The organism is Streptomyces sp. NPDC059917 (assembly GCF_042730635.1).
GTDB lineage: Bacteria > Actinomycetota > Actinomycetes > Streptomycetales > Streptomycetaceae > Streptomyces.
This window is the reverse complement of sequence record NZ_JBHWLC010000039.1, coordinates 47,451-69,383: the sequence shown is the minus strand read 5'-3', so window position 1 is coordinate 69,383 and position 21,933 is coordinate 47,451. Positions and strand designations below refer to the sequence as shown.

Genomic DNA, 21,933 nt, shown 5'->3' with positions numbered 1-21,933 from the left:
TTCGCCCACCCTAAGGGCTGTCCTCGTCAGTGGGTCAAGGCGGTCACCGTCAGCTGCGCCACACCCCAGCTGAGCGGAACGCAGACCGCGAGCAGGGCGACGGCCCGCAGCGCCACCGCGCCGCGCAGCACCCCGGCCGCGCCGCCCAGGTCGCGCAGCGCTTCGCGGGCCGGCGACCGGCCCTGGCGGATCTCGACGGCGGTGGTCAGCAGGGTCGCGGCGGCGCAGGCGCCGACCAGCGCGGCCGCCGGTCCGGTCAGCGGTCCCAGCGGTACGTGCAGTCCGCCCTGCTCGCGCAGGGCCAGGGCGGTCAGCGCCCCGGCCGCCACCGCGCACAGCACGCCGAGCGGGCGGCCGACCCGGGGCGCCTCCTCCTGGAGGATCCGGCCAGCGAGCAGCCGCGTCGCGCCGGGGCGCACCGCCTGGACGAGGGTGCCGCAGGCGTAGGCCAGGCCGGGCCCGGCCAGGGACAGCCCGACGGCGGTGAGCGCCCAGCCCGTGAGCATCCCTGGGCCGCCGCGGCCCGCGTAGGCCTCGACCGCCAGCCCGCAGGCGGTGAGTGAGATCCCCCACGGCAGTTCGGCCTGCGGGGTACGGCGCGCCCGCGCCCCGGGCCGCAGGGTGAGGGCCACGGTGGCCGAGGCGATGAGCGGCACCAGCGCGAGCAGGGTGAGGGCGGCGGCCACCGGCAGCGGCCGGTCGGCGTGCAGGAGCCGGGCCCCCGCTCCGTCGAAGGGCAGCCCGGAGACCTCCCCGCGCAGGTGCAGGAAGGCGGCGAGGGCGAGCGCGCTGCCCAGGGTGCAGGCGACGGCGGTGGAGATCGCCGCGACGAGCACCAGGCGTACGGGCCCCAGCCCGGCCGCGTCCATCCCCTCGCGGGGTCGGGTGGCCGGGTCGGTACGGGCCACCGCGACGGCGAAGTGCACGGTCACGGCGAGCGGGACGAGCGCCCACAGCAGCCGGGGGAACGATCCGGCGGGTCCGGCGAGCGCCCCCGCCAGCACGTACAGCAGCAGGAAACCGGTTCCGGCCGAGGCGGCCGCGACCAGCAGCCGACGCAGCTGGACGAGCGGCCGGGAGCCCCGGGTCAGGCGGAGAGCGAGCACGCGCCCTGACCCTCCGCTTCCGTCGCCGGTCCGGGAGCGGCCGCAGCGGTGTCCGCGACCCCGCCCGGGTCCGCGTCCCCGCTCGGCTCCGCGCCCGTGGTCGGCACCGGGCGGCCGTCGAGGAGGGCCAGGCGGCGGTCGGCGACCTCGGCGGTCCGCTCGTCGTGCGTGGCCAGGAGCACGGTGATCCCGTGCGAGCGGGCGGCGGTGGTCAGCGTCCGGAGCAGGGTGGCCTGCTCGGCGCGGTGCAAAGGGGCCGTCGGTTCGTCCGCGAAGATCACCGAGGGGTCGCCGACCAGGGCCCGGGCCAGGGCGACCCGCTGCGATTCGGCGCGGGTCAGGGCGCCGGGGCGCTTGCGGGCGAAGCCGCCGATGTCGAGCCGGTCCAGCCACTCGCAGGCGGCGTGTTTGGCGACGCGGTGCGGGGCGCCCGCGAGGAGCAGCGGCAGCGCGGCGTTCTCCCAGACCTTCAGCTCCGGCAGCAGCCCGGGCTCGGGGCCGATCCAGCCGAACCGGTCGCGGCGCAGCCGCTCCCGGGCCAGCGTTCCCATGGTGTGCACGGGGACGTCGTCGAACCAGACCTCGCCCTGCTCGGGCACGAGCTGCCCGGACAGGCAGTGCAGCAGCGTGGTCTTGCCGCTGCCGCGGGGGCCCGTGACGGCGAGGACCTCACCCCGGCGCACGCCGATCGAGACACCGATGAGGCCGGGCGATCCGCTGTGGGAGTAGTGCAGAGAGCGTGCCCAGAGCACGTCGTTGTCCGGTGGAGCAACCATGGCGTACACCTCCGTCCGGGGGAACGAAGCGGAGCCCGCTTGGTCACTGGCGCCGCAATGAGATGTAAAGAGATGAACGTCTTGGCTGGCTACAGCACACGGCCCGGACCCTCTCGTTCTCACTCGAACGGAGGATCCGGGCCGTGGGGACCGGCGGTGCCGGGGGCCGATCTAGAGCTTGGTCCACGCCTCGGTGAGCACCGAGCGCAGGATTCCCTCGATCTCGTCGAAGGTGCCCTGGTCGGCGATCAGCGGCGGGGCCAGCTGGATCACCGGGTCGCCACGGTCGTCGGCGCGGCAGTAGAGGCCGTTCTCGAAGAGCGCCTTGGAGAGGAAGCCGTAGAGCACGCGCTCCGTCTCCTCGTCCGTGAAGGACTCCTTGGTGTTCTTGTCCTTGACGAGTTCGATGCCGTAGAAGAAGCCGTTGCCGCGGACGTCACCGACGATCGGCAGGTCGTGCAGCTTCTTCAGCGTCGAGAAGAAGGCGTCCTCGTTGTCCAGCACGTGCTGGTTGAGGCCTTCCTTGTCGAAGATGTCGAGGTTGGCGAGGGCCACGGCGGAGGAGACCGGGTGGCCACCGAAGGTGTAGCCGTGCAGGAAGGTGTTGTCGCCCTTGTAGAACGGCTCGGCGAGCTTGTCCGAGATGATGCAGGCACCGATCGGGGAGTAGCCCGAGGTCATGCCCTTGGCGCAGGTGATCATGTCCGGCACGTAGCCGAACTTGTCACAGGCGAACATCGTGCCCAGGCGGCCGAAGGCGCAGATCGTCTCGTCGGAGACGAGCAGTACGTCGTACTGGTCGCAGATCTCGCGGACGCGCTGGAAGTAGCCGGGCGGCGGCGGGAAGCAGCCACCGGCGTTCTGCACCGGCTCCAGGAAGACGGCGGCGACGGTGTCCGCGCCCTCGAAGAGGATCTCCTGCTCGATCTGGTCGGCGCACCAGCGGCCGAAGGCCTCCGGGTCGTCGCCGTAGATCGGGGCGCGGTAGATGTTGGTGTTCGGCACCTTGTGCGCGCCGGGTACCAGCGGCTCGAAGGGGGCCTTGAGCGCCGGCAGGCCGGTGATGGACAGGGCGCCCTGCGGGGTGCCGTGGTAGGCCACCGCACGCGAGATGACCTTGTACTTGGTGTGCTTGCCCTGCAGCTTGAAGTACTGCTTGGCGAGCTTCCACGCGGTCTCGACGGCCTCGCCGCCACCCGTGGTGAAGAAGACCTTGTTCAGGTCGCCGGGCGCGTAGTGGGCGAGGCGCTCGGCCAGCTCGACGGCCTTGGGGTGCGCGTACGACCAGATGGGGAAGAACGCGAGTTCCTGCGCCTGCTTGTAGGCGACCTCGGCCAGTTCCTTGCGGCCGTGACCGGCGTTGACCACGAACAGTCCGGCGAGACCGTCCAGGTAGCGCTTGCCCTTGTCGTCCCAGATGTAGGTGCCCTCGCCCCGGACGATGGTGGGGACGGGCGCGTTCTCGTAGGACGACATGCGGGTGAAGTGCATCCACAGGTGGTCGTACGCGGTCTTGGAGAGGTCCTGGCTCACGGTTATCGGGTTCCCCACATGTAGGTCTGCTTCTTCAGCTTCAGGTAAACGAAGCTTTCGGTTGATCGCACGCCGGGGAGCGCGCGGATCTTCTTGTTGATCGTGTCGAGCAGGTGGTCGTCGTCCTCGCAGACGATCTCCACCATCAGGTCGAAGGAGCCCGCGGTCATCACCACGTACTCGCACTCGGCCATCGCGGTCAGCGCGTCGGCCACCGGGTCGAGGTCTCCCTCGACGTTGATGCCGACCATCGCCTGACGCCGCAGGCCCACGGTGAGCGGGTCGGTGACGGCCACGATCTGCATGACGCCCTGGTCGAGCAGCTTCTGCACGCGCTGGCGCACGGCGGCTTCGGAGAGGCCCACGGCCTTGCCGATCGCCGCGTAGGGACGGCGGCCGTCCTCTTGCAGTTGCTCGATGATCGCCAGGGACACAGCATCGACCGAAGGGGACGGTTGTCTGTTCCTGGAATCTGCGCTTCGACTGACCACGACCTCACTGTGCACGAGGAGTCGTCTGTTCCGCAAGCGGTAAACGATGTAATTCGTTGTTCAGGGTCTCGGATTACGCGGATTTCGTAGTTCGTGGCGTCCGGCTCTGTCGAAAGCGTCTCCGCAGCGGCTAGGCTGGGGTTTTGTCTCAACCATTGGACATGTGATCAGGAGAGTGGCCGTAGTGACCAGCGAACTGCGTCGTCTGCGCAACTACATCGGCGGGGAGTTCAAGGACGCCGCCGACGGGCGGACCACCGAGGTGGTCAACCCCGCCACCGGCGAGGTGTACGCGAGCGCCCCGCTGTCCGGGCAGGAAGACGTCGACGCCGCCATGGCCGCCGCCGCCGCGGCTTTCCCGGGCTGGCGCGACACCACCCCCGCCGAGCGCCAGAAGGCCCTCCTGAAGATCGCGGACGCCTTCGAGGCGCGCGCCGAGGAGCTGGTGGCCACCGAGTCCGAGAACACCGGCAAGCCGCTGGGCCTCACGGCCAGCGAGGAGCTGCCGCCGATGGTGGACCAGATCCGCTTCTTCGCGGGCGCCGCCCGTCTGCTCGAAGGCCGCTCGGCCGGCGAGTACATGGAGGGCATGACCTCCATCGTGCGCCGCGAGCCGGTCGGCGTCTGCGCGCAGGTCGCGCCGTGGAACTACCCGATGATGATGGCCGTGTGGAAGTTCGCCCCGGCCATCGCGGCGGGCAACACCGTGGTCCTCAAGCCCTCGGACACCACCCCGGCCTCCACGATCCTGATGGCCGAGATCATCGACTCGATCCTGCCCAACGGCGTCTTCAACGTCGTGTGCGGCGACCGCGAGACCGGCAAGGCGATGGTCGAGCACAGCACCCCGGCGATGGCCTCCATCACCGGCTCGGTGCGCGCGGGCATGCAGGTCGCCGAGAGCGCCGCCAAGGACGTCAAGCGCGTCCACCTGGAGCTGGGCGGCAAGGCCCCGGTCGTCGTCTTCGAGGACGCCGACATCGCCAAGGCCGCCGAGGACATCGCGGTCGCGGGCTTCTTCAACGCGGGCCAGGACTGTACCGCCGCGACCCGCGTGCTCGTCCACGAGTCGATCCACGACGAGTTCGTCGCGGCGCTCGCCAAGAACGCGGCCGACACCAAGACCGGTCAGCCGGACGATGAGGACGTGCTCTACGGCCCGCTGAACAACCCGAACCAGCTGAAGCAGGTCGCGGGCTTCATCGAGCGCCTCCCCGCGCACGCCAAGGTGGAGGCGGGTGGCCACCGGGTCGGCGAGAAGGGCTACTTCTACGCCCCGACCGTGGTCTCCGGCCTGAAGCAGGACGACGAGATCATCCAGAACGAGGTCTTCGGGCCCGTCATCACCGTCCAGTCCTTCACGGACGAGTCGCAGGCCCTGGAGTACGCGAACGGCGTCGAGTTCGCCCTCGCCTCCTCCGTGTGGACGAAGAACCACGGCCGCGCGATGCGCATGTCCAAGAACCTCGACTTCGGCTGCGTGTGGATCAACACCCACATCCCGCTGGTCGCCGAGATGCCGCACGGCGGGTACAAGAAGTCCGGCTACGGCAAGGACCTCTCGGCCTACGGCTTCGAGGACTACACCCGGATCAAGCACGTGATGACCTCGCTCGACGGCTGACCGGTCGCCGACCCGTCGGCGCATCGTTCACCGTCGTTCGCTCAAGGGGCGGGCAGTAGACAACATGTCTATTGCCCGCCCCTTCGCGTTCGCCCAGTCTGTGCGCATGCCTGAACTCGCTCTCTCCCGCCGCGCGGCCCTGCGCGGCCTCGGCGCCGCGGGCCTGCTGGCCGGCCTCGTCGGTTGTGGCGTGCCCGCCGCGTATGTCCCGGAGGACCGACGGGAAGGCACGGACCGCTCCGGTGCCGACCGGAGCCTGGCCTTCGCGAACTGGCCGCTCTACATCGACACCGACGAGGAGGACGAGACCCGGCGCCCGACGCTGGACGCCTTCTCGAAGCGGACCGGGATCGAGGTGAAGTACACCGAGGAGATCAACGACAACGACGAGTTCTTCGGCAAGGTCAGCCCGGCCCTGATGAACCACCAGGAGACCGGCCGGGATCTCGTGGTGGTCAGCGACTGGATGGCGGCCCGGTTCGTCCGGCTCGGCTGGGCCCAGACCATGAACCGCGCGACCCAGCCGAACGTGGCGAAGTACCTGGACCCGCAGCTGCGTTCCCCGGCCTTCGACCAGGGGCGCCTGCACACGGTCCCCTGGCAGTCGGGGATCACCGGCATCGCCTACAACCGCAAGGCGCTGGGCCGGGAGATCAAGTCCACCAAGGAGCTGTGGCACCCGGACCTCGCGGGCAAGGTGACGCTCTTCTCCGGGCTCGACGAGTCCTTCTCCCTGCTGATGCAGGGCAATGGCGTCGACGTCACGCGGTGGACCGAGTCGGACTTCCACCGGGTCTGCGACCAGGTGGAGGAGATGGTCCGCAAGAAGCACATCCGCCGCTTCACGGGGAACGACTACACCTCGGACCTCAGCAAGGGCGACGTGCTCGCCTGCCAGGCCTACTCCGGTGACGCCATCCAGCTCCAGGCGGACAACCCCGACATCCAGTTCGTGGTCCCGGAGGAGGGGGCCGAGCTGTGGGCCGAGAGCCTGCTCATCCCGAACCTGGCCCGCCACAAGGCCAGCGCCGAGGCCCTCGTCGACCACTACTACCAGCCCGAGATCGCCGCCGAGCTGGCCGCCTCCGTCAACTACGTCTGCCCGGTCCCCGCCGCCCGCGAGGTGCTGGCCGGATCCGATGACAAGGACACCGCCGAACTGGCCGCGAACCCGCTGATCTTCCCCGACGACGAGATGCGCAAGCGGCTCGTCGTGGCCCGGGACATCTCGGCGGCGGAGCGGCAGTCCTTCGCGAAGCGCTGGAACGCGATCGTCGGCCTCTGAGGCGAGGAGGGGCCGGGCCGGGGAACGGAACTGAACATGTTCAGAGATTTTGCTGAACGCGTTCAGAAATCGGCGTACTCTTCAGTCCATGATCGAACGAAGCGTTCTGCTGCGTCGGATCAGGGCCTGGCTGGCCCTGTTCATCGTGTGCCTGGTGCTCAGCGGCCTCACCGCCTTCCCGCTGGTCAGCGAGCTGCACTGGGCCAACTCCCTGATCTCCCACGCATGGCTGCGGCGCGTCGGTGAGGGGCTGGAGCGGGCCGACGCGGACTACCCCTTCCTCCTCTACGGAACCGACTGGCTCGCCTTCGCCCACTTGGTGATCGCGGTGTTCTTCTACGGGGTCCACCGGGACCCGGTCCGCAACATCTGGATCGTCGAGGCGGGGATGATCGCCTGTGCCGGGATCATCCCGCTGGCCCTGATCTGCGGACCGATCCGCGGGATCCCGTTCGGGTGGAGCCTCATCGACATGGCGTTCGGCGTCTTCGGGGTGATCCCCCTGCTGGTGCTCCGCCGGATGATCAAGCGGTTGGAGGCGCTGGCCGACGGGCCGACGGTGTCGGCGGCGGCCGCCGTCACTTCTTGAAGGCCGCCATCACCAGCTTCTCGGCTATCGGGTTCATCTCCCGCGCCTTGGCGTCCGTGGAGTTGAGCGAGTAGACCAGCGTCCGGGACAGGTCGCGGGTGCCGCCGATCACCGTGTTGTAACCGGGGCGGGCACCCGTCTTGCCCCAGGCCACCACCCCGCCCGGCAGTACGAAGCGCTTCATGCCCGCCGTCTGATCCGCGTCCTCGCCGGCCGTGTTCTTCACCGCGGGGACGGTGAACATCTCCTCCAACTGCGCCTTCGGCACGATCCGCCCGCTGAACAGGGCCACGGTGAACCGTTCCAGGTCGGCCGTGGTCGAGATCAGGTCGCCGGCGGCGAACTCGGAGGAGGCGTTCCAGTCGCTCACATCGACCAGCGTGCTGGTCCCGCCCGGCTGGGCCACCGCCTGGTAACCGTGGTTGTGCGGACCCTGGATCCGGACCCGCACCGGTCCGGGGGAGAAGGTGTCGCGCAGCCCCAGCGGCTTGGTGATCCGGGTCTCGACCGCCTTCGCGTACGAGGTGCCCGTCAGCTTCTCGATCAGGACGCCCAGGATCGTGTAGTCGATGTTGAGGTACTCCTGCTTGGTCCCCGGGTCGAAGCCGGGCCCCTTGGCCACCGCGTTGGCGATCATGGCGTGCGGGTCGCTGATGTCGAACCGGTGGAGGTACACGTCCTCGAACGCGTCGCCGGGACCGTCGGCCGCCTGGATGCCGCTCGTGTAGTTGAGCAGCTGGCGCACGGTCACGGGCTTGAAGGCGGACGGCAGCAGGCCCGGCAAGCAGTGCTGGACGGTCTCGTCCAGGCCCACCTTGCCCTCGGCCACCAGCTGGAGCACCACCGCCGCGGTGAAGGTCTTCGTCACCGACCCCACCCGGAAGCGGCCCTCGGCGATCGCCGCGCGGCCGGTGCGCACGTCCGCGACGCCCGAACTGCCCTGCCAGCTCCCGCTGGTGCCGCCCACGCGCACCAGGGCCGCGGTCGCGTCCTTGTTGTCGGCGCCGAGCCCCGCGATCGCCTGCGCCAGCGCCGCCGCGTTCGGCGGGGTCGGGACCGTGGGCGCGCCCGAGGTGATTGTCGAAGCGGGGGCCGGGGCCGGGGCCGCGTGGGCGGCGACCGGGCCCGAGGCGATCCCCAGGACCAGCGTGGCGGCGATCAGCGTGCGGGTACGAGCGTTCATGGTGTCCCCCTGTGAAGTGACTGCGGTCTCCGGCGGCCACCTCGGCCCCCGATGACTCAATGGTGCTGCTCACAGGGGTAGTCGCGGATCACCAACGAGAGGGGTCTTCAGCGGTGTGACAACTAGCCGGTGCGGGGGAGTCGACACGCCCACCCCTCACTCTCCAGAGGGAGAACCTCCAGAGGGAGCGGCGCCGGTGGGACTGATCAGCCCCGTCTCGTACGCGCAGATCACCGCCTGGATCCGGTCCCGCAGCCCGAGCTTCGCCAGCACGTTCCCCACGTGCGACTTGACCGTGTGCTCGCTCACCACCAGCGCGCTCGCGATCTCCGCGTTCGACAGCCCCCGCCCGAGGTGCAGCAGGGTCTCCCGCTCCCGGGCCGTCAGACCCGCCAACCGGCGCGCGGCCTCGGCGGCCGCGGTCGACTCCGCCGCCGACCCGAGCCGGTCCCGCGCCGTCGCCGCCGTGTACTCCTCGATCAGCCGCCGCGCCACCGAGGGCGCCAGCAGGGAATCGCCCGCCGCCACCACCCGTACCGCGTGCACCAGATCGTCCCGCCGCACGTCCTTGAGCAGGAAACCGCTGGCCCCCGCGTGCAGCGCCTCGTACACGTACTCGTCCGCGTCGAAGGTCGTCAGCATCACCGTCCGGCAGGCGCCGCGCCCCGTGATCGCCCGGCACGCCTCGATCCCGTCCATGACCGGCATCCGCACGTCCAACAGCGCCACGTCCGGGGCCAGCTCCCGCACCGCGGCCACCGCCGCCGCGCCGTCACCCACCTCCGCGACGACCTCGATGTCCTCCTGGGCGTCCAGGATCATCGCGAAGCCGGCGCGCACCAGCTCCTGGTCGTCCGCGACCACCACACGGATCGTCAATTCCCCACCTCCAGCGGCGAGGCTACAAGGCTGACCCGCACCTCGAAGCCCCGGCCGGTGGGACCCGGACCGCACCGGGCCGTGCCGCCGTGGGCGGCGGCCCGTTCCCGGATCCCGATCAGCCCGTGCCCGCCGCCCGCCCCCGCGCCCCGCCCGTCGCGGGCCGGGCCGCGCCCGTCGTCGACCACCGTCACCCCGAGCACCCGCGGCCCGTACTCCAGCGTGACCGTCACCCGCGCGGCCCCGGCGTGCTTCACCACGTTCGTCAGCGCCTCCTGCACCACCCGGTGCACGGTCGCCTCCAGCGCGGCGGGCAGCGCGCGGACCGTGCCGGTCCGCTCGTACGACACCGCCAACCCGCTGGCCCGGACCCGGTCCAGCACCTCCGACAGCTCCGCGATCCCCGGCTGCGGGCGCCGCGGCGAGGCGGAGGACGCGCCGTCGGTGCGCAGCACGCCCAGCATCGTGCGCAGCTGGGCCATCGCGTCCCGACCGGTCTCCGCGATGGCGTCGAAGGCCGCCTCGGCCCGCTCAGGGGCCCGCCGCACGGCCACCGGACCCGCCTCCGCCTGCACGATCATGATGCTGACGGCGTGCGAGAGCACGTCGTGCATCTCCCGGGCGATCCGGGCCCGTTCCCGGGCGGCCGCCTGCTCCGCCTCGATCCGGTTCGCCCGTTCCAGCTGGGCCGCGCGGTCCTCGACCGCGGCCGTGTAGGCCAGCCGGGTGTGCTGGAGGCGCCCCAGCGCGTAGGCCGCGCCCGAGACGAAGAGGGTGAAGAGCAGTTCGCGCGCGGACCCGGTGTTCCACCCCACGGACAGGGCGACCGTCACGACCGCGAGCGCGCCCACGGCCAGTCGGACCCGGGGCGGGCACAGCAGCGCGACCGTGTAGAAGGCGATCAGCCCGGCGTACGGGATCGGCTGCCCGGGCCCGTCGACCGCCAGGTTGTACACGCCGCCGACCGCCAGGATCGCGACCAGCACGCCCACCGGCGAGCGCCGCCGCCAGACCAGCGGCAGCACGCCGAGCGTGGTCACCGCGTACGACACCCAGGTCGCGGGCGGCAGACCGGCCGCGCGCGGGACCACGAACGGCATCGTCACGGCCAGTTGCACCAGCAGCGTCAGCCCGAGGTCCTGGGCGCGCGGATCGGCCCGCCGGACGGCTCCGGCGAGATCCCCCCACACGGCTGTCACCGCTCGGACTCGGCCCGTACGGCCGCGAGCACGTCCACCCGGTTCGTGGTGACCGAGTCCACCCCGGCCGCCAGCACCTTGCGCATCGACCGCTTGGTGTCCGGCGTCCACACCGACACCCGCAGCCCGTCCCCGTGCAGGGCGTCCACCAGCTCCCGCCGCACCAGCCCGAAGCGGTAGTTGAGCCAGGCGGGTGCCACCGCGTCGATCAGCACCCGGCGCGGCGGGCTCAGCGTGGTCCAGGTCAGCGCGATCTCGGCGCCCGGATCGGCGGCGCGGACGGCCAGCATCGTGTTCGCGCCCGCGCAGTAGTACGCGCGCTCGCGCGCCCCGCACTCGCGCACCTGGCCCACCACCGTCCTGACCGCCTCCGGGCTCGCGCCCGGCAGGTCGATCATCACGCGTCCCGCGCCGGTGGCCATCAGGGCCTCGCGCAGGGTCGGCACCCCGCCCCCGGTCAGCTCCCGCAACTGCGGGGCCGTCACGGCGTCGAGCCGCACGTCGTGGCCCCACAGCCGCTGGAGGGTCTCGTCGTGGAGCAGCACCGGGACGCCGTCCCGGGTGAGGCGTACGTCGATCTCGACGGCGTCCGCTCCGCGATCGAACGCGGAGCGCAGCGAGGGCAGGGTGTTCTCACGGACGCGGTAGGGATCACCGCGGTGGCCTACGGCGGTCACAGTCAGAGTGCGCATGATCCCCATTCTCCGCAGTGTCAGGGAGCCAGCCACGCCTCGGTGTACGTGTCGATCTCCGCCGTCAGCCTCGCCTTGCCGGCCGGGTCCAGGAAGGAGGCCTCGACGGCGTTCTTGGCGAGCTGCGCGAGCCCCCGCTCGTCCAGCTCCAGCAGGCGCGCGGCCACCGCGTACTCGTTGTTGAGGTCGGAGCCGAACATCGGCGGGTCGTCGCTGTTGATGGTGACGAGCACGCCCGCCGCGACCATCTCCTTGACGGGGTGCGCGTCGAGGTCCGTCACCGCGCGCGTGGCGATGTTGGAGGTCGGGCAGACCTCCAGCGCGATGCGGTGCTCGGCGAGGTAGGCGAGCAGCTCCGGGTCCTGCGTGGAGCTGGTGCCGTGGCCGATGCGCTCGGCGCCCAGGTCGCGGATCGCGTCCCAGACGGTCTGCGGACCCGTGGTCTCGCCGGCGTGCGGCACGCTGTGCAGACCGGCCGCGCGGGCCCGGTCGAAGTACGGCTTGAACTGCGGGCGCGGGACCCCGATCTCGGGACCGCCGAGGCCGAAGGAGACCAGGCCCTCGGGGCGCAGGTCCACCGCGAGCCGGGCGGTCTCGGCGGCGGCCTCCAGACCGGCCTCGCCGGGAATGTCGAAGCACCAGCGCAGGATGACGCCGAGCTCGCTCTCGGCGGCCCTGCGGGCGTCCTCGATGGCCTCCATGAAGGCCTTCTCCTCGATGCCGCGGCTGGTCGAGGAGTAGGGGGTGATGGTGAGTTCGGCGTACCGGATGTTCTGCCGGGCCATGTCACGGGCGACTTCGTACGTCAGCAGGCGGACGTCGTCCGGGGTGCGGATCAGGTCGACGACCGACAGGTACACGTCGATGAAGTGCGCGAAGTCGGTGAAGGTGAAGTAGTCGGCGAGCGCCTCGGGGTCGGTCGGGACCGCGGAGTCGGGGTGCCGGGCGGCCAGGTCGGCCACGATGCGCGGCGAGGCCGAACCGACGTGGTGGACGTGGAGTTCGGCTTTGGGCAGCCCCGCGATGAAGGGGTGCAGATCGGGCATGAGGAGTCTCCGTCGGGACGCGCGTGCGGGCAGGTCTGGGGTTCATCGTAGGCAGCCCGGGGCATGTCGGTGGCAGCCCGTAGCATGGCTGTACGAGAGGGGGGCGTCGCATGACCGAACACAGCCCCGAGCCCATCGACCCGTGGGCGCCGCCGGAGCGGCCCGCGGTGGACCTGGGCAAGCAGCAGGGCGCGCCGGGGGGCGCTCCCACGCCGGGCGCGCCGGATCCCTCGCGCGTGCACGACCAGCCGACGGTCGTCGGCATGCCGGGGGGCGAGAGCACGGGCGGGCCCTTCGGGCAGCCGGCGCCCGGATTCACCCCGATACCGGGGGCGGGCCACATACCGGGCCCGCCGCCGTCGGCCGCCTACGGATACCCGGCCCAGCCCACTCCGCCCGGGGCCGGTGGCTACGGGTACCCGACCCAGCCGGACCAGGGCGGCCCTCCGGGGTACACCGCCTACCAGGGCTATCAGGGGTACCAGGGATATCCCGGCTACCCGGGTTACCCGGGCGGTTACACGGTCCCGCGCAACGGATTCGGCATCACCGCCCTGGTGCTCGGCATCCTGTCCGTGGTCGCCTGCATCACCAGTGTGTTCGCCGTGGTCATGGGCGTCATCGCGGTGGTCTTCGGGGTCCTCGGCCGGCAACGGGCCACGCGGGGCGAGGCCAACAATGGGGGCATGGCGCTGGCCGGCATGATCCTCGGCATCGTCGGGATCGTGCTGGGCGGGCTCATGCTCGCGGCGGTCGTGACCGACTTCATGGACGACAACGCGCGCGACCCCTACGGCACGCGGCACGACTACCCGGCCACGGTCTCCGAGACACCCTTCGGCACCTGAGCCGCGCGGGGCGGTCCCGCCCCGGAATCCGCCCCACCGGCGCCTCGAACGCCGGCGGGGCCGGAAAGGGCGCCCCCGGAGGGTGGCACTAGGCCTCCCAGGGCCACCGGGCGTCGCGCCCGGCCTCCAGCAGGGTCACCATGCGGAACGCCGCATCGGTGAGGCCGCCGAAGACGTGCCGGTTGCCGCTGCCCGAGGGGCCGTGGCCCACCTGGTAGCCCGCCAGGTTCCAGGTGTAGACCGGAACCTCCGCCGGCACCTGCTCGGTCGGGCCCCCGGCGCGGTGGCGGGCGGCCTGCTCGTCGGTGACGATCAGCACCCGGTCGTGCCCGGCGTAGTGCCGTCGCACCGCCTCGGTGGTGTTGGTCCCGCCGAGGTCGCCGAACCGCTCCAGCACCCTCAGGACCGACTCGCCCGCCGCGTACGGCACCGGCGCGCTGCTCGTGCCGAACTCGACCAGGTCCGCGTCGGCCGCCCGGAGCGCCAACGCCGTCCCGAACACCGCCGCCGCGTCCGCCCGGTTGAGCTGCGAGCGGTCCGACAGCGGGGACCACATCGACCCCGAACGGTCGACCAGGACCAGCGTCCGGCCGGGCAGCGCCGGAACGGCGGCCAGCGAGTGCCCCAGGGCCCGCTCCAGCGGATGGGCCCAGCGCAGCGAGGGCGCGTGCCGGTAGGCGGCCAGGAAGCGGAAGGGGAACTGCCGGGAGCGGGCGACCGCCTCCGGGTCGCTGATCCGCTCCGCGACGCCGGCCGCCACCTCGTCGCCGACCCCCGCCCCGTCGAAGTTGCGCAGGTTGCGCAGCAGCGCCATCGTCCCCATCGAGGGGATGACCGCCTCCCAGACGGCCGCGTCCAGCGGTCCTTGCAGCCAGCCGGCCAGCGCCTCCCAGGTCATCCCCGCCGCGGCCAGCCGCTCGGCGCCGCCGGGTCCGGTGACCACGGCCCGCCGCTCGGCGACCGGCAGCTCCATGAGCGCCTGGTGGGCGGCCAGGGTACGGGCCCCCTCGGGCAGGACCGCGGACTCCGGGTGGTGGCGCCGGTCGAGTGCGTACCGGAACAGCTCGCCCTGCCAGGGCTTGGCGGGATCGGGCACGGCGTGCACGAGGTTGAGGACGTCGCCGAAGCGGAAGCCCTTCGTGGCGGTGTCGTACTTCAGCAGGGAGGAGGCGGAGTAGAGCCGGCGCACGGCGTCGGCGACGCCCCGCTTGACGGGCTTGGGCACATTGCGGCCGTGCACGGCCGTCCAGTACGCGAGCAGCTCGCCGGGCTCGTCGGCCCGCCGCAGCACCGAGTCGATGACCTGCCGGTTCGAGGGCCCCTCCGCGACGGCGGACGGAGCCCCCGGTGCGTCGAGCCGGGCCCTGACGTACTCGGCCGCGCCGACGAGGGCCGCGGTGCGCATGTTCCCCTCGCCGCGCAGCCAGCCGAGCAGCCCGGCGGTCCAGCACGGGTCCTCGACCGCCAGCTCGCGCACCAGCGCGGCGTAGCGGTCGTCGCGCCGCCCGGCGTCCTCGTGGAAGGTCCGCTGGGTCACGAAGTTGGAGACGGCCAGCAGGAAGAGTTCGGAGCGCGCGTCACGCGGACGGCCCACCGCGCCCAGAGCGGTCGCGGCGACCTGCTCGGTGGACCGTACGGGCGAGTGCGGGGCGCCCGACGCGGCGGGCGCGGGCGCGGGCGTGCGGCGGTTGAAACGAGACATGTGAATCCCCCCGAATTCATGGCGATGAGTGAACGACCGGGGGAGGCGCGCGTGGGGGATGCCCGAGATCAAGTCGGTGACGGTGTAGTCGCTTGCTCTACCGGACTGAGCTACCGGCCGGAGCCGGACGGGATTCGAACCCGCGGCACGTCGATCCAGAAGGAACCGTCGCCTGCGCACCGGGCATCCTCCACGCGCGCCTCCCGAGATCATATGGGCGGCGGCGTGCTGTCGTGGAAGAAGGAGCCGCAGCCCGCGCACCGGGAGGTGCGAAGCGTGTGCGTCCAGAGATCACGGCGGCGGAACCGCATGGTGCTCTATCCAACTGAGCTACACCGGCCCGGAGCCGGTGACGGGACTCGAACCCGCGACCGCCCCATTAAGAGTGGAAGTAGGTCCTGCCTGCGCACCTGGACACGCCCCCACAGTAGGAGGAGCCCCGCCCCGGCCGCCACGCCTTTTATCCGGGCGGCTCAGCCCCGCGCGGCCAGCTGCTCCCGGGCCGCCATCAGCGCGAAGCCCAGCAGGTTCAGCCCGCGCCAGCGCGCCGGATCCAGCGCCGCCGGGTCGTCCGCCGCCAGCCCGATCCCCCAGATCCGGTCCAGCGGGGAGGCTTCCACCAGGACCCGCTTCCCGGTGCCCAGCAGGTAGCCGCGCAGCTGCGGCGTGGAGGCGAACTTGGCCGCGCTGCCCGCCACCACGATCCCGAACCGCTCGCGCTCCCAGGTGTCCGCGTCGAAGCCGCGCACGAGCCGCCCCGCCTTCTTCGCCGCGGCGGGGCTGGTGGCGGTCAGCGCTGCGCGCTCCGCGTCCGCGTCCTCGAACAGGCGTGCCTTCTCGGCCATCATCCAGTGCTCGGCGGTGGCGTAGCGGACCTCACCCACAGTGAAGGGCGCGGGCCACCACTGGCTCAGGCAGCTCGGCCCGAGCGTCCCGTCGTGCCGGGGCGCGTGTCCCCAGAACGGCAGATACTTGACTCGTTCACCCCGGTTGACCTGCTCGATCAGTTCGTCGATCCGTTCCATGCACGCGAGTCTGGCAGCCGCCACTGACACTTCGTAAAGGATTTGAGGTCCGCCTCGACACATGGTCGACCGATTCCGTCGCGTAATCAAAAGGCAACAACGGAATCACTTGGCGGAGGGGAACCCCTCTGCCAGGATCGGCAGTCAATTCGAGCTGTAGCTACGGAGAGCGCGATGGGCAACCGCTTCCAGGTCAAAGACCGATTCGCAGACGGCGCGCAATACATCGACGGCCGGCTGAGAGCCGGTACCTCGGGCGCGTCACACACCGTCGTCGACCCGGCCACCGGCCAAGAGGTCCTCACTTACGAACTGGCGAGCACGACCGACGTCGACGAGGCCGTGGCCGCCGCCAAGCGGGCCTTCCCCGGCTGGTCCGGGGCCACCCCGGGCGAGCGCTCCGACGCCCTGCACCGGCTGGCCGGCGTACTGGCCGAAGAGGCCGAGGACTTCGCCCGGGCCGAGTCCCTGCAGTGCGGCAAGCCGATCAAGCTGTCCACGGAGTTCGACGTACCGGGGACCATCGACAACACCGCCTTCTTCGCGGGCGCCGCCCGCCACCTCCAGGGCCAGGCCGCCGCCGAGTACTCGGGCGACCACACCTCCTCCGTGCGCCGCGAGGCGATCGGCGTGGTCGGCTCCATCGCGCCCTGGAACTATCCGCTCCAGATGGCCGCCTGGAAGATCCTCCCGGCGATCGCCGCGGGCAACACGATCGTCCTGAAGCCGGCCGAGCTGACCCCCCTCACCTCGCTGATGTTCGCCCAGGCGGCCCAGCGGGCCGGGATCCCCGACGGGGTGATCAACATCGTCACCGGCGCGGGCCGGACCGCGGGCGAGCACCTGGTGGGCCACCCCGACGTGGTCATGACCTCCTTCACCGGCTCCACCGGGGTCGGCAAGCGGGTCGCCGAGATCGCCACCGCCACCGTCAAGCGGCTCCACCTGGAGCTCGGCGGCAAGGCCCCCTTCCTGGTCTTCGACGACGCCGACCTGGAGGCCGCGGCCCACGGCGCGGTGGCCGCCTCCCTGATCAACACCGGCCAGGACTGCACCGCGGCCACCCGCGCCTACGTCCAGCGCCCGCTGCACGACGCCTTCGTCGCCCGGGTGGCCGAACTGATGGAGACCGTCCGCCTGGGCGACCCCTTCGCCCCCACGACCGACCTGGGCCCGCTGGTCTCGCACGCGCAGCGCGACCGGGTCGCCGGTTTCGTCGAGCGAGCCCGCGGCTACGCCACCGTCGTCACCGGCGGCGCGATCCCGGGCGGGGACCTCGCGGAGGGCGCCTACTACCGGCCCACGCTGATCTCCGGCGCGGCCCAGGACAGCGAGGTCGTGCAGTCGGAGATCTTCGGCCCGGTGCTCGTCGTCCTGCCCTTCGACGACGACGACGAGGGCATCGCCCTGGCCAACGACACCCCCTACGGCCTCGCGGCCTCCGCCTGGAGCCGCGACGTCTACCGCACCGGTCGGGCCACCCGGGAGCTGAAGGCCGGCTGCGTCTGGGTCAACGACCACATTCCGATCATCAGCGAAATGCCCCACGGAGGCTACAAGGCGAGTGGCTTCGGAAAGGACATGAGCGCTTACTCCTTCGAGGAGTACACGCAGGTCAAGCACGTCATGTACGACATCACGGCGGTCGCCGAGAAGGACTGGCACCGCACGATCTTCGGGGACAGATAACCCACGCTGCCTGACCAGCGGCCCACACCTCCCGAAAGGGCACAGCTCATGGAGCAGTTCGAGCCCGACCGCCTCTCGGCGGCGCAGCTCGCCGCGATGCGGCGCAGTCTCACCAGCGGTCGCGGCGCCCTGACCCGCCGCTCGCTGCTGCGCGCCTCCGGAGTCGGAGCGCTCACCCTCGGCGGTCTCTCGACGCTGAGCGCCTGCGGCATCCCGCCCGCCAAGCGGGCCGGTACCGGCGAGCAGGCGGCCTCGGACGACCGCTCGGACCGGGAGAAGGAGATCAACTTCTCCAACTGGACCGAGTACATGGACACCAGCGACGACGAGAAGACCCGCCCCACGCTGGACGCCTTCACCAAGCGCACCGGCATCAAGGTCAAGTACACCGAGGACATCAACGACAACGTCGAGTTCTTCGGCAAGATCCGCCCCCAGCTCGCGGCCGGCCAGGACACCGGCCGCGACCTGATCGTCGTCACCGACTGGCTCGCCGCCCGCATCATCCGGCTCGGCTGGGCGCAGAAGCTCGACCCCGCGCTGCTCCCGCACGCCTTCGCGAACCTGTCACCGCAGTTCCGCAGCCCCGACTGGGACCCCGGCCGCTCCTACAGCTACCCCTGGACCGGAATCTCGACCGTCATCGCCTACAACTCCAAGGCCACCGACGGCAAGAAGGTCGACTCCGTCACCCAGCTCCTGGACGACCCCACGCTCAAGGGCCGGGTGGGCTTCCTCACCGAGATGCGCGACAGCGTCGGCATGACCCTCCTCGACCAGGGCAAGGACCCGGCGAGCTTCACCACCGCGGACTTCGACGGCGCCATCGGCCGGCTCCAGAAGGGCGTGGACAGCAAGCAGATCCGCCGCTTCACCGGCAACGACTACACCGCGGACCTCGACAAGGGCGACATCGCCGCCTGCCTCGCCTGGGCGGGCGACGTCATCCAGCTCCAGGCCGGCAACCCCGACATCAAGTACGCGATCCCCGCGGCCGGTTACATCACCTCCAGCGACAACATGCTGGTCCCGGCCCACGCCCGGCACAAGGCGAACGCCGAGAAGCTCATGGACTACTACTACGAGCTGCCCGTCGCCGCCCAGCTGGCCGCGTACATCAGTTACGTCTGCCCGGTCGAGGGCGTCAAGGAAGACCTCGCCAAGATCGACCCCGCGCTCGCGGACAACACGCTGATCGTCCCGGACAAGGCGATGACCGCCAAGTCCCACGCCTTCCGTTCCCTCACCGGTGAGGAAGAGACGGCGTACGAGGAGAAGTTCACCAAGCTCATCGGCGCCTAGGGCCCGTCACCCCCTGGCAGCCCCGTCTCCGGCCCCTTGACCGCATCCAACTCCGGGATCCCTCCATGACTGACAAGACCGAGGGCGGCGACGTCCGCCTCACCGGGATCAGCAAGCACTACGGCTCCTTCACCGCCGTGCACCCGCTCGATCTCACCATCCCCCAGGGCTCCTTCTTCGCCCTGCTCGGCGCCTCCGGCTGCGGGAAGACCACCACCCTGCGCATGATCGCCGGCCTGGAGGAGCCCTCGACCGGCACGGTCCACCTCGGCGACACCGCCGTCACGCACCTGCCGCCCTACAAGCGCCCGGTCAACACCGTCTTCCAGAGCTACGCGCTCTTCCCCCACCTCGACGTCAGCGAGAACATCGCCTTCGGCCTGCGTCGGCGCGGCATCAAGTCCGTCAAGAAGCAGGTCGACGACATGCTGGAACTGGTCCAGCTCGGCCAGTTCGCCCAGCGCAAGCCGCACCAGCTCTCCGGCGGCCAGCAGCAGCGCGTCGCCGTCGCCCGCGCCCTGATCAACCACCCCCAGGTGCTGCTCCTCGACGAGCCGCTCGGCGCCCTCGACCTCAAGCTGCGCCGCCAGATGCAGCTGGAGCTCAAGCGCATCCAGACCGAGGTGGGCATCACCTTCGTGCACGTCACGCACGACCAGGAAGAGGCCATGACCATGGCCGACACCGTCGCCGTGATGAACGGCGGCCGGGTCGAGCAGCTCGGCGCGCCCGCCGAGCTGTACGAGAACCCGCGCACCACCTTCGTCGCCAACTTCCTCGGCACCTCCAACCTCATCGAGGCCGAGGTCCTGGCGGCCGGAGCCGACGACATCACCGTCAGCTCGGCCGGCACGAAGCTCAGGCTGCCCGCGGCGCGATGTTCGACCACGCCCCGCACCGGCGGAAAGCTGCTGGTCGGAGTGCGTCCCGAGAAGATCTCCCTGGCCCACGCGGACGAGGAGCACACGATCGCGGACGGCCGCAACAAGGTGCCGGGCCGGATCGTCGACTCCTCCTTCATCGGGGTCTCCACCCAGTTCGTCATCGACAGCCCGGTCTGCCCCGAGCTGGAGGTCTACGCCCAGAACATCGAGCGGGACGCGCGCCTGACCCCCGGCGCCGAGGTGATCCTGCACTGGAACCCCGACCACACCTTCGGCCTCGACGCCGACCAGTCCATTTCTGCTGGGACGACTGGCGACGCGGGCGCGCTCACGGTGGAGGAGGGGGTATGACCGCCACCCAGGCCCCGCCCCGGGCGGCCGCCGAGCCGCCGGTCCACAAGCCCTCGGTGCGCAAGCGGCTCGTCCCGTACTGGCTGCTGCTCCCCGGCATCCTGTGGCTGCTCGTCTTCTTCGTCCTCCCGATGGTCTACCAGGCCTCCACCTCGGTGCAGACCGGGTCGCTGGAGGAGGGCTTCAAGGTCACCTGGCACTTCCAGACCTACTGGGACGCCTTCACCGAGTACTACCCGCAGTTCCTGCGCTCGCTGCTCTACGCCGGTACCGCGACCGCGCTGTGCCTGCTGCTCGGCTACCCGCTGGCCTACCTGATCGCCTTCCGGGCGGGCCGCTGGCGCAACCTGCTGCTCATCCTGGTCATCGCGCCGTTCTTCACCAGCTTCCTGATCCGCACCCTGGCCTGGAAGACGATCCTGGCCGACGGCGGGCCGGTGGTCGGCGTCCTGAACAAGATCGGCTTCCTCGACGTCACCAGCTGGCTCGGGATGACCGAGGGCGACCGGGTGCTCGCCACCCCGCTCGCCGTGGTCTGCGGACTGACGTACAACTTCCTCCCCTTCATGATCCTGCCGCTCTACTCCTCGCTGGAGCGGATCGACACCCGCCTGCACGAGGCGGCCGGGGACCTGTACGCCCGCCCCTTCACCACCTTCCGCAAGGTCACCTTCCCGCTGTCGATGCCGGGCGTGGTCTCCGGGACCCTGCTCACCTTCATCCCGGCGAGCGGCGACTACGTCAACGCGGAACTGCTCGGCTCCACCGACACCCGCATGATCGGCAACGTCATCCAGTCGCAGTACCTGCGGATCCTGGACTACCCGACCGCGGCCGCGCTGTCCTTCATCCTCATGGCCATCGTCCTGGTCATGGTCACCGTCTACATCCGCCGAGCGGGAACGGAGGACCTGGTCTGATGCGCACCCTCTTCACCCGGCTCCGGCGCGACCTCGTCGTCATCGCGGGCCTCGGCACGCTCGCCTACATGATCCTGCCGAACATCGTCGTCACGGTCTTCTCCTTCAACAACCCCACCGGGCGCTTCAACTACGCCTGGCAGGAGTTCTCGCTCGACGCCTGGAAGGACCCCTGCGGGGTCGCCGACATGTGCGGCTCGCTCTCGCTCTCGCTCCAGATCGCGGTGTGGGCCACCCTCGGCGCGACCGTCCTGGGCACGGCGATCGCCTTCGCCCTGGTCCGCTACCGCTTCCGGGCGCGCGGCGCGGTCAACTCGCTGATCTTCCTGCCGATGGCCATGCCCGAGATCGTGATGGCCGCCTCGCTGCTCGCCCTCTTCCTCAACATGGGCATCCAGCTGGGCTTCTGGACGATCCTGATCGCCCACATCATGTTCTGCCTCAGCTTCGTCGTCGCCGCCGTCAAGGCCCGCGTCCTGTCGATGGACCCGCGGCTGGAGGAGGCCGCCCGCGACCTCTACGCGGGCCCCGTCCAGACCTTCCTGCGGGTCACCCTGCCGATCGCCGCTCCCGGCATCGCGGCGGGCGCGCTGCTCTCCTTCGCGCTCTCCTTCGACGACTTCATCATCACCAACTTCAACTCGGGCAACACCGTCACCTTCCCCATGTTCGTGTGGGGTTCGGCGCAGCGCGGTACGCCCGTGCAGATCAACGTCATCGGTACGGCGATGTTCGTCATCGCGGTACTGGTGGTCCTCGCCGGCATGACGATCGGCAACCGCCGCAAGAAGGCGCAACCCAAGTAAAGC

General features: G+C 70.9%; 20 protein-coding genes. 9 read left to right on the top strand and 11 right to left on the bottom strand.

Going from position 1 to position 21,933, the window contains the following annotated elements:
* Nucleotides 1-26: 26 nt before the first annotated feature.
* The 4 genes from ACFWAR_RS22665 to ACFWAR_RS22650 form a co-directional block, all read right to left on the bottom strand.
* Entirely contained in the window at nt 27-1,106 is a 1,080-nt protein-coding gene (locus ACFWAR_RS22665; RefSeq protein WP_385779936.1) for a hypothetical protein, read from the bottom strand.
* The gene (locus ACFWAR_RS22660; RefSeq protein WP_385779934.1) at nt 1,088-1,882 is read right to left on the bottom strand and encodes an ABC transporter ATP-binding protein; all 795 of its coding nucleotides are present in this window, start codon (nt 1,880-1,882) and stop codon (nt 1,088-1,090) included. Before ACFWAR_RS22660 ends, ACFWAR_RS22665 begins: the two co-directional genes overlap by 19 nt.
* 171 nt (nt 1,883-2,053) lie before the next feature.
* Entirely contained in the window at nt 2,054-3,433 is a 1,380-nt protein-coding gene (locus ACFWAR_RS22655) for an aspartate aminotransferase family protein (protein WP_385779930.1), read from the bottom strand.
* Nucleotides 3,418-3,921 carry an Lrp/AsnC family transcriptional regulator gene (locus ACFWAR_RS22650; protein WP_037791052.1) on the bottom strand — a complete coding sequence of 168 codons (504 nt, stop codon included), beginning with the start codon at nt 3,919-3,921 and terminating at the stop codon, nt 3,418-3,420. Before ACFWAR_RS22650 ends, ACFWAR_RS22655 begins: the two co-directional genes overlap by 16 nt.
* A gap of 169 nt (nt 3,922-4,090) precedes the next feature.
* Here ACFWAR_RS22650 and ACFWAR_RS22645 point away from each other — a divergent pair, with 169 nt between their 5' ends.
* The 3 genes from ACFWAR_RS22645 to ACFWAR_RS22635 all read left to right on the top strand — a co-directional run bounded on the left by ACFWAR_RS22645 (nt 4,091) and on the right by ACFWAR_RS22635 (nt 7,404).
* Complete coding sequence (locus tag ACFWAR_RS22645) at nt 4,091-5,530, top strand: gamma-aminobutyraldehyde dehydrogenase (protein WP_385779927.1); 1,440 nt, start codon at nt 4,091-4,093, stop codon at nt 5,528-5,530.
* Nucleotides 5,531-5,636: 106 nt separating this feature from the next.
* Entirely contained in the window at nt 5,637-6,815 is a 1,179-nt protein-coding gene (locus tag ACFWAR_RS22640; RefSeq protein ID WP_385779924.1) for a spermidine/putrescine ABC transporter substrate-binding protein, read from the top strand.
* 88 nt (nt 6,816-6,903) lie between these two features.
* On the top strand, nt 6,904-7,404 hold the full coding sequence (locus tag ACFWAR_RS22635) for a hypothetical protein (RefSeq protein ID WP_385779922.1): 501 nt from the start codon (nt 6,904-6,906) through the stop codon (nt 7,402-7,404).
* On the opposite strand, the gene ACFWAR_RS22630 is transcribed toward ACFWAR_RS22635, so the two are convergent.
* The 5 genes from ACFWAR_RS22630 to ACFWAR_RS22610 form a co-directional block, all read right to left on the bottom strand.
* Nucleotides 7,394-8,587: a serine hydrolase domain-containing protein gene (locus tag ACFWAR_RS22630; protein WP_385779919.1), complete on the bottom strand. Its 1,194-nt coding sequence runs from the start codon at nt 8,585-8,587 to the stop codon at nt 7,394-7,396. The genes ACFWAR_RS22635 and ACFWAR_RS22630 overlap by 11 nt on opposite strands.
* 156 nt (nt 8,588-8,743) lie before the next feature.
* Complete coding sequence (locus ACFWAR_RS22625) at nt 8,744-9,466, bottom strand: response regulator (protein ID WP_385779916.1); 723 nt, start codon at nt 9,464-9,466, stop codon at nt 8,744-8,746.
* On the bottom strand, nt 9,463-10,566 hold the full coding sequence (locus tag ACFWAR_RS22620; protein ID WP_385779966.1) for a sensor histidine kinase: 1,104 nt from the start codon (nt 10,564-10,566) through the stop codon (nt 9,463-9,465). The genes ACFWAR_RS22625 and ACFWAR_RS22620 overlap by 4 nt, the downstream gene beginning before the upstream one ends.
* A 95-nt stretch (nt 10,567-10,661) precedes the next feature.
* Nucleotides 10,662-11,366 carry a glycerophosphodiester phosphodiesterase gene (locus ACFWAR_RS22615; protein ID WP_385779913.1) on the bottom strand — a complete coding sequence of 235 codons (705 nt, stop codon included), beginning with the start codon at nt 11,364-11,366 and terminating at the stop codon, nt 10,662-10,664.
* A gap of 11 nt (nt 11,367-11,377) precedes the next feature.
* A complete protein-coding gene (locus tag ACFWAR_RS22610; RefSeq protein WP_385779910.1) occupies nt 11,378-12,403 on the bottom strand; it encodes an adenosine deaminase in 1,026 nt (341 codons plus the stop codon).
* A gap of 110 nt (nt 12,404-12,513) precedes the next feature.
* Between ACFWAR_RS22610 and ACFWAR_RS22605 the strand changes: the two genes are divergently transcribed.
* A complete protein-coding gene (locus ACFWAR_RS22605) occupies nt 12,514-13,251 on the top strand; it encodes a DUF4190 domain-containing protein (RefSeq protein WP_385779907.1) in 738 nt (245 codons plus the stop codon).
* An 88-nt stretch (nt 13,252-13,339) separates the two neighbouring features.
* Here the strand turns inward: ACFWAR_RS22605 and ACFWAR_RS22600 are convergent, their stop codons facing one another.
* Together ACFWAR_RS22600 and ACFWAR_RS22595 are read right to left on the bottom strand one after the other, a co-directional pair.
* Complete coding sequence (locus ACFWAR_RS22600; RefSeq protein ID WP_385779905.1) at nt 13,340-14,953, bottom strand: TROVE domain-containing protein; 1,614 nt, start codon at nt 14,951-14,953, stop codon at nt 13,340-13,342.
* Between the two features lie 473 nt (nt 14,954-15,426).
* Nucleotides 15,427-15,978, bottom strand: coding sequence for an NADAR family protein (locus ACFWAR_RS22595; RefSeq protein WP_385779902.1), 552 nt, complete (start codon nt 15,976-15,978; stop codon nt 15,427-15,429).
* Nucleotides 15,979-16,152: 174 nt separating this feature from the next.
* Here ACFWAR_RS22595 and ACFWAR_RS22590 point away from each other — a divergent pair, with 174 nt between their 5' ends.
* From ACFWAR_RS22590 to ACFWAR_RS22570, 5 genes are all read left to right on the top strand, one after another.
* Nucleotides 16,153-17,667, top strand: a complete 1,515-nt coding sequence (locus ACFWAR_RS22590) for a gamma-aminobutyraldehyde dehydrogenase (protein WP_385779899.1) — start codon at nt 16,153-16,155, stop codon at nt 17,665-17,667.
* Between the two features lie 48 nt (nt 17,668-17,715).
* Nucleotides 17,716-18,969 carry a spermidine/putrescine ABC transporter substrate-binding protein gene (locus ACFWAR_RS22585; RefSeq protein ID WP_385779895.1) on the top strand — a complete coding sequence of 418 codons (1,254 nt, stop codon included), beginning with the start codon at nt 17,716-17,718 and terminating at the stop codon, nt 18,967-18,969.
* Nucleotides 18,970-19,034: 65 nt separating this feature from the next.
* Nucleotides 19,035-20,204, top strand: coding sequence for an ABC transporter ATP-binding protein (locus ACFWAR_RS22580; protein WP_385779893.1), 1,170 nt, complete (start codon nt 19,035-19,037; stop codon nt 20,202-20,204).
* Entirely contained in the window at nt 20,201-21,124 is a 924-nt protein-coding gene (locus tag ACFWAR_RS22575) for an ABC transporter permease (RefSeq protein ID WP_385779890.1), read from the top strand. Before ACFWAR_RS22580 ends, ACFWAR_RS22575 begins: the two co-directional genes overlap by 4 nt.
* The gene (locus ACFWAR_RS22570; protein ID WP_385779888.1) at nt 21,124-21,930 is read left to right on the top strand and encodes an ABC transporter permease; all 807 of its coding nucleotides are present in this window, start codon (nt 21,124-21,126) and stop codon (nt 21,928-21,930) included. The genes ACFWAR_RS22575 and ACFWAR_RS22570 overlap by 1 nt, the downstream gene beginning before the upstream one ends.
* Nucleotides 21,931-21,933 lie beyond the last annotated feature (3 nt).

Bases quoted from the DNA above. Each gene is read 5' to 3' on its own strand.
- ACFWAR_RS22620 (WP_385779966.1), bottom strand. From the start codon at position 10,566: ATGCCGTTCGTGGTCCCGCGCGCGGCCGGTCTGCCGCCCGCGACCTGG.
- ACFWAR_RS22570 (WP_385779888.1), top strand. From the start codon at position 21,124: ATGCGCACCCTCTTCACCCGGCTCCGGCGCGACCTCGTCGTCATCGCG.
- ACFWAR_RS22630 (WP_385779919.1), bottom strand. From the start codon at position 8,587: ATGAACGCTCGTACCCGCACGCTGATCGCCGCCACGCTGGTCCTGGGG.
- ACFWAR_RS22595 (WP_385779902.1), bottom strand. From the start codon at position 15,978: ATGGAACGGATCGACGAACTGATCGAGCAGGTCAACCGGGGTGAACGA.
- ACFWAR_RS22640 (WP_385779924.1), top strand. From the start codon at position 5,637: ATGCCTGAACTCGCTCTCTCCCGCCGCGCGGCCCTGCGCGGCCTCGGC.
- ACFWAR_RS22575 (WP_385779890.1), top strand. From the start codon at position 20,201: ATGACCGCCACCCAGGCCCCGCCCCGGGCGGCCGCCGAGCCGCCGGTC.
- ACFWAR_RS22600 (WP_385779905.1), bottom strand. From the start codon at position 14,953: ATGTCTCGTTTCAACCGCCGCACGCCCGCGCCCGCGCCCGCCGCGTCG.
- ACFWAR_RS22660 (WP_385779934.1), bottom strand. From the start codon at position 1,882: ATGGTTGCTCCACCGGACAACGACGTGCTCTGGGCACGCTCTCTGCAC.
- ACFWAR_RS22605 (WP_385779907.1), top strand. From the start codon at position 12,514: ATGACCGAACACAGCCCCGAGCCCATCGACCCGTGGGCGCCGCCGGAG.
- ACFWAR_RS22580 (WP_385779893.1), top strand. From the start codon at position 19,035: ATGACTGACAAGACCGAGGGCGGCGACGTCCGCCTCACCGGGATCAGC.
- ACFWAR_RS22585 (WP_385779895.1), top strand. From the start codon at position 17,716: ATGGAGCAGTTCGAGCCCGACCGCCTCTCGGCGGCGCAGCTCGCCGCG.
- ACFWAR_RS22635 (WP_385779922.1), top strand. From the start codon at position 6,904: ATGATCGAACGAAGCGTTCTGCTGCGTCGGATCAGGGCCTGGCTGGCC.
- ACFWAR_RS22610 (WP_385779910.1), bottom strand. From the start codon at position 12,403: ATGCCCGATCTGCACCCCTTCATCGCGGGGCTGCCCAAAGCCGAACTC.
- ACFWAR_RS22615 (WP_385779913.1), bottom strand. From the start codon at position 11,366: ATGGGGATCATGCGCACTCTGACTGTGACCGCCGTAGGCCACCGCGGT.
- ACFWAR_RS22590 (WP_385779899.1), top strand. From the start codon at position 16,153: ATGGGCAACCGCTTCCAGGTCAAAGACCGATTCGCAGACGGCGCGCAA.